Source organism: Nocardia sp. bgisy118 (genome assembly GCF_057708605.1).
On sequence record NZ_JBYISM010000037.1, the window covers coordinates 42,901 to 57,832 of the forward strand.

The window sequence follows — 14,932 nt, forward strand, 5'->3', positions numbered from 1 at the left end:
CCGCCGCCCACGGTCTATCGTCCGGCCTTCAGCGCGGCTCCCCGCGCCCGGAGGTCGTCGGCCAGCCGCTTGCCCTGCGCCCGCGCCTCGGCCCGCACCTGCGCGATCTCCTGCTTGGTCGGCCGGACGAAACCCTGGGCCTCCTCGATCCGCAGACCGGATCGCGCCTGCGCCGCCTCCGCCGCGGCCATCCGCTGATCGGCCTTCGCGCCGGCGGTCTCCATGCGGGCGGCGAGCAGGTCCGAGAGGGTGTTGTGCGACATCGTTCTTCTCCTTGTGTTGGCGCCGGATCTCGTTGTTTCCGGCTGACAAGAAAGACAATGACCGCCGCCGCTGACAGCGCACCGACAGTCCGCTGACAGCCCCGCGGGCTCAGTAGTCGCAGAGCATGATCCAGCACGTCAGGGGTCGGCGCCGGGCAAACGCTGAAGAAGTCCTTGCAGCGTCGTCGAGTGCGATCGCTGTGGGAACCGGCACACGCACGCATCGTCGAGTAACGCTGGGCGGGTCCGTATTTGATATATCCATCGCCGCAGTCGACCTGCCGGAGCGATCGGAGATCACGACAATGCCAGTCATGCCAAGAACTTTCGGTCAACACGAACCAACCCTCCGCGCGTCGACGAGGCGATTCGCCGTCATGCTCGCGTCGGCGTTGGCGCTCGCGGCCCTGCCGGCGATCGCGACGGCCGATACGCCGCCGTCCCCCGGCTCGGTCGTCGCGACCGAGCTGCTCCCCGAATCCCAGCGGCTCCCGGGATCGGCGGCGTCGACGAAAGTCACCTATTGGACAGCTGATTCGCGCGACCGGCCTCGGCTGAGCTCCGGGGCAGTCTTCGTCCCCGAGGGTTCGCCTCCGCCCGGTGGCTGGCCGACGATCTCCTGGGGACACGGCTCCAACGGCCTGGGCGACCAGTGCGCGCCCACCGTCTTGGGACGGCCCGCACCGGAGTCGGCCTACCTCGCCGGCCTGCTGGCCGACGGCTTCGCGGTGGTCGCGAGCGACTACATCGGGCTCGGCACCGAGGGTCTGCCGAACTACCTCGACAGCGGCGGTGAAGCGAACGCTGTGATCGACATCGTGCGTGCGGCGCGCGAGCTCTATCCCGCGTTCGGCCCAGTCTGGCTGGCGCAAGGCCATTCGCAGGGCGCGCACGCGGCATTGAACACGGCGCCGCGGGCGAAGAGCTATGCGCCAGAACTCGACTATCGCGGCACAGTCGCCACCAGCGCGCCGCCCCAGATCGACGCGGTCGTCGGCCTGATCGGCCCGCAGATGCCGCCGATCCCTGCTCCCACTTCGCTGTTCGTGATGGCCATCGCCGGATTCCGCGACCTGCGACCCGACCTGGACGTCGACGGTCACCTCACCGAACTCGGGCGCCGCACCGTCGCGCTCGCCGAAACCCTGTGCAGCCCAGAGCTCGACGAGCGGACCGAGCACCTCTCGATCAGCGAGCTCGTCTCACAACCCCTCGGTGAGCTGACCGCACCGTTCCAGGACTATCTGCGGCTGCCGGTAGCGGGCTACCACGGCCCGCTGTTCCTCGGGCACGGAACGCACGACGAGACCCTGCCGTATCCGCTCGTCTTCACCCTGCTCACCGGTCTGCTGATCAATGGCGTTGCGGTCGACTTCCACAGCTACGACGCCGGTCACGACAGCATCATCCCGATCGCCGCCTCCGACGTGCGCGCCTTCCTCGCCGCTGCCGTGGACTAGCCGAGGTCGCGCACCGGTAGGACTCAGCGCTTGGTCGCGGCCCGCGCGACGGCGCGGAACGCGCGTTGCTTCAGGTGCCGCCGCGCCCTGGTGAGCAATGGCGCTTCCGGCAGCGGCGCCGCACCACCGAACCGGGGAAACAGCGCGGCCGCGTTCGTGCGCTCGATGCCGCGGCGGGCGGTCTCGTCGAGGTGCGGGTATTCGTGGAGCCCGGCATTGAAGTAGTGCACCGCGGGTGCGGGGGCGAACGGCCAATCGCTGCCGTACAGGACGTGCCCGGGCTCGGCGAAGGCGAGCAGGCTCGGCAGCGCGGCGGCGCTGGCGGACAGCGCGGTGTCGAAATAGAAGCTCGCGAAGTCGTCGAGGACGTCCACGGGACTCGCGCCGGTCTGGTTGACGATGCTCAACGCCATGCGGTGGGAGGCGAACGGGACGAAGCCGCCCGCATGGCCGAGGATGAAGCGAATGTTGGGGTAGCGGCGGCGGATTCCGTTGCGCACCAATAGATACGCCGCGCGCGTCGTGTCGAGCAGGAAGTCCGCGGCGAAGGGTGGGATGCCGGGCACCGTCTCGGCGGGCAGGTCCGCGGGATGGACGAGGACCACCGCCGAGCGGTCGTCGAGGACGCGGAACAGCTCGTCCTGCCCTTCCGCGCCGAGGTAGGTTCCCCGTGCATTGCCCAGGAGGACGACGCCGTCGGCCGCCAGATCGTCCAGGGCCCGTCGGGCCTCGGTGGCGGCCGCGGCCACATCGGGCATCGGCAGCGTGGCGAAGAAGCCGAAGCGCTCCGGGTGATCGGCGGCGAGTTTCGCGGTGTAGTCGTTGACCGCGCGGGCGAGTTCCGCGGCCTCGGCGGTATCGGCGAGGAACGCGGTGCCGGGAGTCGACACCGAGAGAACGGCGGACGCGATGCCCGCCTCCGACATCAACCCGAGCGCCGCCTCCGGCGTCCATTCGGGCAGCTCACGGCCGCCGGCCGCGTCGATGCCGTGCGCTCGCAAGGCCGCTAGGTAGACGGGCGGGATCAAGTGTTGATGCACGTCGATGCGGTTGCTCGACACGTCGATTCCTTCCTGCGCTGCCGACGAGCGAGGCGACGTGGTGCCTGCACGACTCCGCGACGCTACAGGTGCCGGGCCCTCGGCCGGAACTGCCGAGGGTGCCGTCGGCCGACATGTCCCAGGTCATACCGCCTCTCTTTGTGACGATATCATCAATAAAGACGAATCTCTAGATTCATGATGAAAGAATCAAATGACTTCGCGGTACCGCACCCGCGCTCCGGTGTACGACGGATCGAGGACGCGCGTGAGGAAATCGAGCTGGTCGGCCAGGACTCGCTGCTGGAACGGACCTTGGTAGACGTCGAAGTGGTCGACGGGGTACTCGCGCAGTTGGGCCAGCTGTCCGGCCTTCGCGGCGGTCCGGCGGGCCGCGTCCGGCGGCGCGACACGATCGTTCGTGCCGACCTGCATCAGCATCGGGCACGGCACGCGGCGCGCGAAGGTGGTCGGCCGGTTCAACCCGACCTCGAGCGCGGTGCGCGCGCACACCTCGTTGCGCCAGGTCGGCCCGGCCATCGAGAGGCAGGCCTCCTCGGCGCCGGGGGTGCTCATCATCGCCGCCGACCCGGGCTGCCCGACGATCGGTACGTGATGCGGTGACAGCTTCACGAGGGCACGGGCGACATCGAGCAGCCCGTGTCCGGCCGCCCGCGCGAGTCGGCCGACCCCTCCCTGACGCACGAGATGGGCCAAGGTGGCGAGTCCGTCCGTCGCCGGTGTCAGCGAGATTATCGCGGCGATACGCCGGTCCTGCGCCGCGACCGCGATGGCGTGACCGCCGGAGTACGAGGTGCCCCACAGCGCGATCCGGTCCGGGTCGACGCCGGGCAGATGCCGGGCCGCCGCGATGGCCGCGTGATAGTCCTCGCGCTGCCGACGGACCGAAACATCTTGGCGCGGTGTGCCTTCGGAGTCGCCGAAGCCCCGGTAGTCGAAGACGAGCACGTCGAAACCGGCGTCGGCGAAGGACTCGGCATAGCCGAGCAGGCCGGTGTCGCGGGTGCCGCCGAAGCCGTGTGCCATGACCACGCAGGGGCGACCGCCCGCGGTGTCTCTGCCCGCGGTGAGATGCCAGGCCGCACAGCGGACGCCGTGGCTGGTGAAGGAGATCTCGTTCTTCTTCATCGCGTTCCTTCCTGGGCGGACGCCGACAGAGCGGGCGCGGCGGCGGTGAATCGCAGCGCGCTGTCCTCGACCGGACCCTCACGCAGCCGCTCGGCATCGTCTTCGTAGGCCATCTCGACCGTCCACGAGCCTTTGGTCCCGGCCTTCGGGAACTGCGCGATTCCCCGCTGGACATAGCCCGAGCTCAAGTCGTGCACGAGCGGTACGCGCTCCATGTGCGGGTCGGTCAGGACCGGCTCGACTGTGCGGTAGCCGTGGGAGTCCATGTGATCGAGCAAGCGGCAGAAGTGCTCGCAGACCAGATCGACCTTGAGTGTCCAGGAGATATTGGTGTAGCCGACGACGAATGCGAGGTTGGGCACCCCGGAGAGCATCATCGACTTGTAGACGGTCGTGTCCGGCAGATTCACCTGCCGTCCGTCGACCTCGAACCGGATCTTGCCGAGCGGCGACATGGAGAAACCGGTTGCCGTCACGACGATATCGGCGGCCAATTCCTGGCCCGACTCCAGCAGAATGCCCGTCTTGGTGAACCGGGCGATCCGGTCGGTGACCACCGAAGCCCGTCCGGTCGAGAGCGTCTTGAACAGGTCGCCATTGGGCACCATGCACAGGCGCTGCTCCCACGGGTTGTAGCGCGGGGTGAAGTGCGTGTCGACGTCGAAATGGGCGGGCAGCTGCCTGCGCACGGCGGCGATCAGCAGCTTGCGCGCCAACCTCGGAGCGCGGTGGCACGCCTTGTAGATCGCGCGGGAGATCATGATGTTCTTGCGCCGGATGATCCGGTAGGCGCGCTCGTGGCCGAGCGCCTTGTTCAGCGCGCCGGCGGTGACGTCCTCGGCCGGAAGCGAGAACACATAGCTCGGCGAGCGTTGCAGCATGGTGATGTGGCTCGTCTTGCCTGCCATCGACGGGATGAGCGTCACGGCCGTCGCGCCGCTGCCGATCACGACCACGCGCTTACCGGTGTAGTCCAGATCTTGCGGCCAATGCTGGGGGTGGACGAGTCGGCCGTCGAAGTCCTCGACACCGGTGAACTCGGGCGTGAAACCCGTCTGGTGGTCGTAGATCCCGGTGCCGAGGAGCAGGAATCGTGCGGTGAATCGCGTCGTCTCGTCGCTGCCGGAGTGCTGTGCGGTCACGGTCCACAGCCCGGTGGCCGAGGAGAACTCTGCGCCGATCACCCGGTGGCCGAAACGGATATGGTCCGTCAGCCCGTTCTCGGCGACGGTCTCCCGCAGGTAGTCCAGGATGAGGTGCCCGTCGGCGATCGACTTGCGATGTGTCCACGGCTTGAAGCTGAAACCGTAGGTGGGCATGTCCGAGTCCGATCGGATGCCGGGGTACTGGAACAGGCTCCAGGTGCCGCCGATCGAGTCGCGGCCCTCCAGGACGGCGAACGACGTGCCGGGGCGGCGGGTTTTCAAGTGATAGGCAGCGCCGATACCGGAAATTCCGGCGCCGATGATCAACACATCGAAATCGGCGGTCTGGGTATGGCTGATGGTCGCGATCGTCACTGATCTTCTCCTGGCCGCGGGAAGGGCGGGGTTGTGATGCGGTTCACGCTAGGTCCGGCGACGTCCCTTCGGTATGTCACTTCGCCTAGACTTTGTTTCGAAATATGTGCGGTGGCACACTGAAGGTCATGAGCGATCCGACGTTGCCGCCCGAGATCGTCGAGCTCATGGGCGACGTGGCCGAGTTGATGCTGGCCGACGTCGACGAACTGGTCGCCGAGATGGACGCCGCGGAAATCGAACTGACGCCGATGGTGGGCGCCGACGCGGCGCTCATCGCGGACATGTCGGCGAGCAATCGCGCCAACGCCGTACGCCTGCTGACCACGTTCGCCCGCCGCGACGCCGGGCCGTTGCCGAGCGACGTCCCACCCGAGGCGCTCGACGTCGCCCGCACCGTCGCCCGGCGCGGCATCGACCTCGACGTGATCTTCCAGTCCTACCGGCGCGGGCAGAACATCGCCTGGCGGCGGTACATGGCGCACGCCACCCGCGTCGTCCCGTCGGGCCCGCTGCTCGTGCAGCTCCTGGAGATCTCCTCGCAGCGCATGTTCGAGTACGTCGACCGCGTCATAGGCCGGGTCATCGCCGCCGCGCAGCGCGAGCGCGAGGAGGTGCTCGGCGGTGCGCTCGCGCGGCGCACCGAGACCGTCCGGCTGATCCTCGACGGCGCGCCGATCGACAGCAGGCGGGCGGGCGAGCGGCTGGGATACGAGCTCGGCCGTCTGCACACCGCGCTCGTGCTGTGGGCGCAGCCGCCCGGTGAGATCCAGGGTGCGCTGGAGTCCGCCGCCACCGTGCTGGCGCGTTCCGCCGGGGCGCGGACTCCGCTCACGATGTCCGCCGGTGCTTCCGCGCTCTGGGCCTGGCTGGGTACCGACTCCGATCCCGTGGTCGACGCGCTGCGCGATGCGCTCGACCGAGTGCAACCGAACATTCGCGTCGCCGTCGGCCCCACGCGTCCTGGCATCACCGGGTTCCGCCGCTCGCACGACGCGGCTCTGGCCATCCACAATCTGCTCGCGGGGCACCCGGGCGGCGCTCGGCTCGCGCTCTACCGTGACCTGGAGGTCACCGCGCTGGCCGCGCAGAACAATGATCGCGCGGCCGAATTCGTCGCGGCGACACTCGGCCCGCTCGCCGCGGACACACCGGGCGCGGCGCGCTTGCGCGAGACCCTCCGGGTCTTCCTCGACGAAGCCGAGAACGGGCCTCGCGCCGCCGCTCGCCTGCACACGCACCGCAACACGGTGTTGCAGCGCATCGCCCGCGCGACCGAGCTGCTCGGCCACCAGCCCGGCGAGCGCAGGCTGGCGGTCGAACTGGCTCTCGAACTCGCCCATCAGATCGGTCCCCGGGTTCTGACACGGGTTTGATCAGCGCGAACGCGATCTCGTTCGCGCGACTGTTACGATTTCGAATCGTGTTCGATAACCGGCCGACGTCGCGGGCATCCGCTCGCCCCGCTCCAGTGCAGCGGCGCGGAGTCGAGCGCGTGCAGGCCATCCTGGACGCGGCCGAGGCGCTGCTCGTCGAACAGGGCTACGAGGCCGCCACCCTCAAGGCGATCGGCGAGCGGGCGGGCATCCCGATCGCGTCCGTGTATCACTACTTCGCCGACCGGCATCAAGTCGACGCCGAGCTCGCGCAGCGCTATGTGCGCGAGCTCGATGAGCGCCTCGCCGCGACACTGGACCGCGCCGAGTCGCGTACTGTGCGCGAGGCTTGCGACGCGGTCATCGACGTGCTGCTCGCCTACTTTCGCGAGCACCCGAGTTTCGTCGAGCTCTGGTACCCAGGACGCAGCTCGACACTCAGCGAACTGGCACGCGCGTTCGACGCGTCGCAGGCGGCGCAGCTCTGGCGCTTGCTCATCGAGCGGAACCTGATCCGTGCCGACACCCCGCAGTTCGTCCTGGAGCTGGCCTTCGAGGCCGGTGACCGACTCTTCGACGTGGCGTTCCGGCGTTCCCCGACCGGGGACGATGCGACGATCGACGAGGCGCGACGACTCGTCACCGCCTACGTCGAGACCTACGCGCCGTAAGACTGACGTGAGGCCCTACGCGTCGCAGGGCTGACGCGAGGATCCGCTCGCCGCGTGCATTGATGGGGATCAGCGCCCGGCGCTCATGAGTGCGAAGTGTCCGGGCCTGCACCGTCGTCCGGGCCTGAACCGACAACTGTTGACAGCGTCACGCACCCTTCCTAAACTCGAACTCTATTCGACATCGAATTCTCTCGCGCAGGCCGTCGAGCCGATCGCAATTCGACAATCGCCTTCTGTACGGCGATGCCAAAGAGAACGGAGCGGGCCAATGGCCAACTGTTATGACAATGCGCTGACCGGTCGCGGCCTTGCCCAGGTGATCGCATGACCGCGCGCAAGGGCCGACGCGCGGCGGCGGAGCAGGGTGGCGGCGCGGCGCCGCGGCGGGTCGTCTTCATCGGCGCCGCGGGCGAGATGTGCCGGGTGGCCATCGAGCGCTTCGCCAAGGCGGACGGCGATGGGGAGTTGGTCCTCACCGATATCCGGCCCGAGATTCTCGAGCCGCTGGCCAAGCGACTGCCCGCCGGGCGTGCCACCATCCGGCGGCTGGATCTGTTCGATCAGAAGGACCTCCGCGCGGCGATCGACGGCGCGGCGCTCGTCGTGCTGGGCGCCGGGCCTTACATCCGGACTTCCAGCCCGGTGATCGAAGCGTGCCTCGAGGCCAAGGTGCCGTACCTCGATTTCGACGACGATGTCGAGAGCACCGAGCACGCGCTGTCGCTGCACGAGAAGGCGAAGGCGGCGGGCATCCCGATCTACGTCGGCTGCGGCGCTTCGCCGGGGATGAGCAACGTGCTGGTGGCCGACGCCGCCGCCGAGCTCGACACCGTCGAGAACATCGAGGTGGGCTGGCTCGTCGGCGACGAGCGGCCCGATGTGGGCCGGGCGGTGCTCCATCACCTCATGCACATCTCCGCCGGGCCGTGCCTGACCTGGGAGAACGGTGGCCCGGCCACGCACGAGAGCTACGTCGAGACCGGCATCGTGCAGATGGGCGGCATCGGCGAGGTCCTGCTGTACGAGACCGCGCACCCAGAGCCCGTCACCCTGCCCCGCCGCTATCCGGAGGCCAAGCGCATCCGCTGTATCGGCGGCCTCGCGCCCGCACCGTTCAACGGCATTGCCCGCGGTCTGGGCCTGGCCGTGCACGAAGGCAAGCTGACCGCGGACGAGGCGGTCGACTTCATCCTGGACATCCTGAAGAACCGCTACTTCACCAATGCCAAGGCCTTGCGTTACGCGCTGGGCGGGATGCTCGGCCAGGTCCGCCGCAAGGAGAGGGGGGCGGGCACGTTGGTCGAGTTCCTCCTGAAATCGGCCGTGCGGCGCACCTATCGTTGGGAAGGCGGCCTGCTGGCCCGCGTCACCGGTACCCGGAACGGGATGCCCGCGGTGGCTGTCCGGCGCACGCCGATCAGCGGCCCGGAAACGTACGCCGTGCGCAGCATGGGCGCCTTGACCGGGACTGCCTGCGCCGCGTTCATGGTGCTGGCGATCGACGAGAACGGTACGCGCGCAGGCGCGTTCGCCCCTGAGGACTGGGCCGACCCGAAGGCGTTCTACAACGCCCTCGAGCGTGTCGGCACTCCACGCTCCGAGATCGTCGAGGCCGTGCTGTAGCCCGGCATTCCTGACAACGCCGGGGGTCGGTGACCTCCGGCGCCCCCAGATCCCGAAGTTTCCAGAGGAAAGACCATCACGATGCTCGTAGCCACTCCGCGCCGCCGCACGGAGGCCGCCCAATGACCGGTGCAGTCATCGAAATCACGCGCTCGCGCAATCCTTTCGAGCGATGGGGTTCGACGCGAGACGCGAACGGCGTCACGCACTACGCGGGTGTGCCCGCGACGCTGCTCGACATGGTGCGGGCGCACGTCGACGCGCGACCCGATGCCGAGGCGGTCGCCGAGATCGGCGGTGATCGGCTGACCTACGCGCAGCTGTGGGAGCGCGCGTCGCGAGTGGCCGGTGGGCTGCGGGCCCTGGGGATTCAGCGCGGAGACCGGGTGGCCCTGCGGTATCCGGCGGGGACGAACTGGGTTCTCGCCTTCTGGGGCACGATCATGGCGGGCGGCATCGCGGTGCCGGTCAATACGCGGTCGGCGCAACCGGAGGTCGAGTTCGTCCTCGACGACGCAGGCGTGACAGTCGATCTGGCGTCCGACACCCCACTGCCGGACGGCGACCCCTATGCGGCAGAGGGTCTGCGCGCCACCGATGTGGCCGCCCTCTTCTACACCTCGGGCACGACCGGACATCCCAAGGGCGTTCCGACCACGCACGAGGCCTTCGTCACCAACACCGAGAACATGATTCGGTCCCTCGGCATGTCCCGCGAGGTCGGGCCTGCCCTGCGCACGCTGATCTCCGTGCCGCTGTTCCATGTGACGGCGTGCAATTCGCAACGGCTGGTCGCCGCGTACGTCGGCGGCGCCTCGGTGATCCTCCCCGCGCTGGACCTGCCGACTGTGATCGAATCGATTGCCGCCGAACATATTTCCTTCCTGGTGACGGTACCCGCGGTGTATTCCCTGCTGCTTCGTCACCCCAGGTTCGCCGACGCCGACGTGTCCGGGGTCCGCACGGTCGGATACGGCGGCGCCCCGATCGCGCCGTCGCTGGTGCGATCGCTGAAAGCGGCGTTCCCGCGGGCGACGGTGATGAACGGGTACGGCATGACCGAGACGGCGTCGCTGATCACCGTCCTGCCGGACCAGGACGCGGTCGAGCACGCGGATTCCGTGGGGTACGCGGTGCCGTCGGTGGACCTCGGCATCGTGCCGATCGACGACGACCCGAACACCGGCGAGCTGGTGGTCCGCGGCGCCAATGTGACGGCCGGATACTGGAATCGGGCGCAGGCCACGGCGGAGACGATCGTGGACGGCTGGCTGCACACCGGCGATGTCGTCCGGGTCGACGACGCCGGACGTGTCCACATCGTCGACCGGATCAAGGACATCATCAATCGCGGCGGCGAGAACATCTCCAGCGTCGAAGTCGAGGCGGTGCTGCTCTCGGCTCCCGGCGTCGCGGTGCTCGCCGTACCCGACGACGTGATGGGCGAGAAGGTCGGCGCCGTCCTCTACGGCGACCAGGCGCCGATCGATATCGACGGCGTCCTGGCACACTGCCGAAACCACCTCGCCGACTTCAAGATTCCGCAATATGCCGCGGTCGTCACCGAGGCATTGCCGCGTAACGCGGGCGGCAAGCTCCTCAAGAACCACTTGCGCTGGCAAGTGCGGTGGGGCGCACCGCTGCGATAACGACCGATTTCGAGTCAGAGACAAAGGATCAACGTGCAGGTTCACAGCAAGCTCGGTGCGCATCGCCATCGAGAGTTCGGGCAAGTGTCGCGACACCGTGCCGGTGTCTCCCGACCGCGTCGAAGGCCGCGTTGATCCACCTCACCGAGCAACTGGCGCTCGAACTGTCGCCGCGGGTGCGGGTCAATGCCATCGCGCCGGGTGTCGTGCGCACGAAGCTGGCCGAGGCGCTGTGGAAAGACCAGGAAAGCCAATTGAATTCGGCCATAGCGTTGTCGCGGATCGGGGAACCCGAGGACGTCGGCTCCGCCATCGCCTTCCTCGTCTCCGATGCGGCGAGCTGGGTGACAGGGGAGACGTTCGTGATCGACGGCGGCCAGCGCCTCGGCGACGCCGAGCTTTTCCGGAAGGAGGCGATCGCGCATGCTTGAGACCGGGGAAGTCGTCGGCGTCGACGCCGAGGCGGTGTCGCGGTGGTTCACCGAACTCGGCATCGAATACGCGGCGCCACTGCGTTTTCAGCGGATCGGTCTCGGGCAGTCGAACCTCACCTACCGCGTCACCGACGCCGCTGCCGGAGCCTGGGTGCTGCGTCGCCCACCGCTGGGTCATCTGCTGGCCTCGGCCCACGATGTGGTGCGTGAGGCGCGGATCATCGCGGCGTTGGCAGGCACCGGCGTACCCGTCCCTCGAATCATCGCTGTGACAGAGGATTCCGAGTTCGCCGAGGTGCCTTTGGTGTTGATGGAGTTCGTCGACGGTCCGGTCGTCGACACGATGGATGCCGCCGAGGAGCTGACACCGCCGCAGCGTCGGCAGATCGCCCTGACACTGCCGCGCGCCCTGGCGAAGATCCACGCCGTCGACCTCGAGAAAGTGGGTCTCGACGGATTGGCGAGCCACAAGCCCTATGCACAGCGCCAGCTCAGGCGATGGGCGGGGCAATGGGCCGTGTCCAAGACACGGGACCTGCCAGAACTGGACGATCTCACCCGTCGACTCGCCGCCGCCATTCCCGAGCAACGCGAAATCAGCCTGGTGCACGGCGACTTTCACCTGCGCAACCTCATCTTCTCCCACGCGACCGGCGAGGTGGCGGCGGTACTGGACTGGGAACTGTCGACGCTGGGTGACCCGCTCGCGGACATGGGCAGCCTGCTCACCTACTGGCCGGAGCCCGGTGAGACGACAGGCGGCGACTTCGCGCCGTCGACCCTGGACGGGTTTCCCGATCGCGCGGAGATGGCGCGGCTGTACCTGGCCGAGACAGGCCGCGACGCAGCGGCTTTGCAGTACTGGCACGCACTAGGGCTGTGGAAACTGGCGATCATAGGCGAGGGCGTCATGCGCCGCGCGATGGACCGGCCGCAGAACAAAGCAGCCGCGGGCACACCCACCGCCGCCCGAATAGACGCCCTGGTGCACAAGGCGCGGGAAATCGCCGACACCGCGGGGATTTAGGCGATACCTTCTCGACCGCGGATTACCACGAACCTCCGGTAGCCCGCTCCTCCCGACGGCTGCACTCCTAGCAAAAGGACCCTGTGCACGGTGGCGGTGGAGTTGTGGTCGGCGGCGGTATCTCCACGATGTCATTCGCGTCGACCGCGATGAAGCCGTCGGCGACTTCTGGTGCTGAGCTCGAGACGGTGAAGGCTACCGAGTAGGTCTTGCCGCTCGCCGAGACGATCGTGAGATGGTGCTCGCCTTCGCCGATGTCGGTCGGCACCGTGAATCGTACTGCGCCGATACGGCTCTCGTCTGTCGTGAAGGTGCCGACCTCGACCGGAGTCGACTGGAGGACGCACCGATGCTCGCTGTTCGGCTCGGTGAGTTTGCCGATGCAGAACACTTCGGCGCCTGGACGGAAGGCTCGTACGGCGGGCGCGGGTGATGGTTCGGGAAAGCTTCCCGAAGGCACCGGATAGCCGAATGCGTTGAGCGCCAGCGCCGCCGCGCAATCGGTCGCGGTGATGGTCAGCCCTGCGGCGGGTAGCCCCTGGGCGTGACACGACATATCGCGACTCGAGTAGCCGTTGTGGATGGACACGCCGATCGAAACATTGAAGACATTGTTCGGTCCCAGGAACGGCGCCAGTTTCAGGTTTGCCGAGGTATCGCACACGACGTCGAAAGCAGCGCAGAACGACGTGACCATTCCCGGGTGCGTCGAGATCCACGTATCGGTGGCGGGATCGACCGCCAGCGGCGCACCTGTCTGCCTGCGTATCCCCAGTCCGTCGGTGTTGAGTACCTCCGTCGTCTGGCCACCGATCCGCGCCGGATTCCCGAAATAGAACACAGCTTTCACGTTCTGGAAGGCGGCCGGGGCATTCTCGTGGTGCACTTGGGCCATGGCGGTGTTGATCACGTCGGCCCCTTGCGAGTAGCCCGCGAGAACGATCCGCACCGATTGCCCTACGCAGGCAACGTTGATGCGTTCCAACTCGCCTCGCAGGTTGGCGGCGCCGTGCTCGATCGAGTTCTGGTAGTCCTCACCGTATTGGCCGAGATTCAATGGGTTGGCGTCGACCGGTATCGCTCTGTACACCACCCCGGCTCCGGCAAACTCCGGAGCGGGCATCGTGGCTCGCAACAAGCGGGTCAGCGCGCCATACGTCGCCTCGAGCGGGATCCCCATACCTTCCCCCGCCACTGTCCCACGCGGATAGGTGCGCCCTCCCGGCGTCGCCCCGCTACCCTGCGGATTCTCCCCTGATCCACGTATCGCGAAGTAGTACAGCGGTTTACACCCGGTTTCCGCGGGTCCGCCGAATCCGTTGACGTCCACGGTCGTGGAACTTGCGGTGGTGGTTCCGTTACCCAGCTGGCCACGGCTGTTCCACCCCCAGCACTTGACGGCGCCGCCTGAGATCACGACGCAGTTGTGATCGGTACCGACATCGAGCGACGTCGCTGCGGAGACACCGGAAACCTGCACGGGCACCGAAGACGGGTTGGTCGTTCCGTCGCCGAGCTGGCCTCCTGCGTTGGACCCCCAGCACCGCGCGGAGCCCCCGGTGAGCAGAGCACACGAATAGTGGTTGTTCGCGTCGACGGCGATCGCGGTGCCCAGTCCGGCCACCTCGACTGCCGTGTGGCGGTCTTCGGTCGTGCCGTCACCCAGACCTCCAACGGCGTTGCGGCCCCAGCACTTCACCGTCCCGCCCGACAGCAAGGCGCAGGTATGCATGTTTCCCGCGGAAACCGAGACTGCGCCGGACACCCCCACGACATCTGTGGGAGTGTGTCTTTCCATCTTGGTCCCATCGCCGAGGTATCCGAACTCGTTGGCACCCCAGCACTTCACGCCGCCCCCGACTACCGCGCACGTGTGGTGATCACCCGCCGATATCGCGGTGGCTCCGCTGATCCCCACCACGTTCACCGGCGTGGATGGGCCCGGCGTGTTGGTGCGGTTACCGTCGCCGAGTTGGCCGAAGTAATTCACTCCCCAGCATTCGATGGTGCCGTCGACCATCAGCGCGCATGCGTGACCACCGCCTACCGAGATTGCGGTCGCGCCGCTGATTCCCGAAACCTTCACCGGGGTGAGGCTGTCGGTCGTCGTCCCATCTCCGAGGCTCCCCGCGGCGTTCTTCCCCCAGCACATCACCTCGCCCTGCGTGACCAGGGCGCAGGTGAAACCGCCGATTCCGATGCTCGGGTCCGCGCTGCTCGCCGATATCGTGGTGGCTCCGGTGAGTCCGGCCACCGTCACTGGCGTCGAGCTGTCTGTCCGGGTCGCGTTCCCCAGCTGCCCTTCCCCGTTGGCGCCCCAGCACCTACCAGTGCCGTCGGTGACCACCGCGCAGCTGTACTCAGCCCCTGTGCTGACCTGCGTCGCCACAGCCGAAGGTGCGGCCGCCGCATCATTGGTCTCACGGACCAGCAGCACCCACGCCACGGCCACGACGACCACGGACACGACAATCAAGCCGCGCTGACCGAGTATGCGCATCGACGAACTCCTCGACAGGTGGATACCGGGCAATGTCTTCAGATCTCGAAAGCCAGGCGAGACAAACGTCGACATTGCTATCACACGACCGGCGCCATGACCGCCTGATCGCCACGTCAGACGAAATCGTCACGGCGAGTCGGACTTTCGGAGGTGGCCGTGTCGCCGGGGTTGGTTCGGGAACGGTGATGAGTCCTGGGCCGCTGAGGCGGGAAGC

12 protein-coding genes are annotated in these 14,932 nt (G+C 67.8%); 7 read left to right on the plus strand and 5 right to left on the minus strand.

What is annotated here, in order from left to right:
• Positions 1-14: 14 nt before the first annotated feature.
• Positions 15-263, minus strand: coding sequence for a hypothetical protein (locus tag AC3EO7_RS33350; protein WP_435593368.1), 249 nt, complete (start codon positions 261-263; stop codon positions 15-17).
• A gap of 314 nt (positions 264-577) precedes the next feature.
• On the opposite strand from AC3EO7_RS33350, the gene AC3EO7_RS33355 reads away from it, so the two are divergent.
• Entirely contained in the window at positions 578-1,723 is a 1,146-nt protein-coding gene (locus tag AC3EO7_RS33355; protein WP_435593369.1) for a lipase family protein, read from the plus strand.
• Positions 1,724-1,746: 23 nt separating this feature from the next.
• Here the strand turns inward: AC3EO7_RS33355 and AC3EO7_RS33360 are convergent, their stop codons facing one another.
• The 3 genes from AC3EO7_RS33360 to AC3EO7_RS33370 form a co-directional block, all read right to left on the minus strand.
• Positions 1,747-2,784 (minus strand): amidohydrolase family protein, encoded by a 1,038-nt coding sequence (locus AC3EO7_RS33360; RefSeq protein WP_435593370.1) that lies wholly within the window; start codon positions 2,782-2,784, stop codon positions 1,747-1,749.
• A 189-nt stretch (positions 2,785-2,973) separates the two neighbouring features.
• The gene (locus AC3EO7_RS33365; RefSeq protein ID WP_435593371.1) at positions 2,974-3,912 is read right to left on the minus strand and encodes an alpha/beta hydrolase; all 939 of its coding nucleotides are present in this window, start codon (positions 3,910-3,912) and stop codon (positions 2,974-2,976) included.
• Positions 3,909-5,432: a flavin-containing monooxygenase gene (locus tag AC3EO7_RS33370; RefSeq protein ID WP_431962390.1), complete on the minus strand. Its 1,524-nt coding sequence runs from the start codon at positions 5,430-5,432 to the stop codon at positions 3,909-3,911. Before AC3EO7_RS33370 ends, AC3EO7_RS33365 begins: the two co-directional genes overlap by 4 nt.
• 128 nt (positions 5,433-5,560) lie before the next feature.
• Between AC3EO7_RS33370 and AC3EO7_RS33375 the strand changes: the two genes are divergently transcribed.
• The 6 genes from AC3EO7_RS33375 to AC3EO7_RS33400 all read left to right on the plus strand — a co-directional run bounded on the left by AC3EO7_RS33375 (position 5,561) and on the right by AC3EO7_RS33400 (position 12,215).
• Positions 5,561-6,808: a PucR family transcriptional regulator gene (locus tag AC3EO7_RS33375; RefSeq protein ID WP_435593372.1), complete on the plus strand. Its 1,248-nt coding sequence runs from the start codon at positions 5,561-5,563 to the stop codon at positions 6,806-6,808.
• A gap of 47 nt (positions 6,809-6,855) precedes the next feature.
• Entirely contained in the window at positions 6,856-7,479 is a 624-nt protein-coding gene (locus AC3EO7_RS33380) for a TetR/AcrR family transcriptional regulator (protein WP_435593373.1), read from the plus strand.
• A gap of 327 nt (positions 7,480-7,806) precedes the next feature.
• A complete protein-coding gene (locus AC3EO7_RS33385) occupies positions 7,807-9,105 on the plus strand; it encodes a saccharopine dehydrogenase family protein (protein ID WP_435593374.1) in 1,299 nt (432 codons plus the stop codon).
• Positions 9,106-9,227: 122 nt separating this feature from the next.
• The gene (locus AC3EO7_RS33390; RefSeq protein WP_435593375.1) at positions 9,228-10,754 is read left to right on the plus strand and encodes a class I adenylate-forming enzyme family protein; all 1,527 of its coding nucleotides are present in this window, start codon (positions 9,228-9,230) and stop codon (positions 10,752-10,754) included.
• The gene (locus AC3EO7_RS33395) at positions 10,733-11,185 is read left to right on the plus strand and encodes an SDR family oxidoreductase (protein ID WP_435593376.1); all 453 of its coding nucleotides are present in this window, start codon (positions 10,733-10,735) and stop codon (positions 11,183-11,185) included. Before AC3EO7_RS33390 ends, AC3EO7_RS33395 begins: the two co-directional genes overlap by 22 nt.
• A complete protein-coding gene (locus tag AC3EO7_RS33400; protein WP_431962402.1) occupies positions 11,178-12,215 on the plus strand; it encodes a phosphotransferase family protein in 1,038 nt (345 codons plus the stop codon). Before AC3EO7_RS33395 ends, AC3EO7_RS33400 begins: the two co-directional genes overlap by 8 nt.
• 67 nt (positions 12,216-12,282) lie before the next feature.
• On the opposite strand, the gene AC3EO7_RS33405 is transcribed toward AC3EO7_RS33400, so the two are convergent.
• A complete protein-coding gene (locus AC3EO7_RS33405; protein WP_435593377.1) occupies positions 12,283-14,790 on the minus strand; it encodes an RCC1 domain-containing protein in 2,508 nt (835 codons plus the stop codon).
• Positions 14,791-14,932 lie beyond the last annotated feature (142 nt).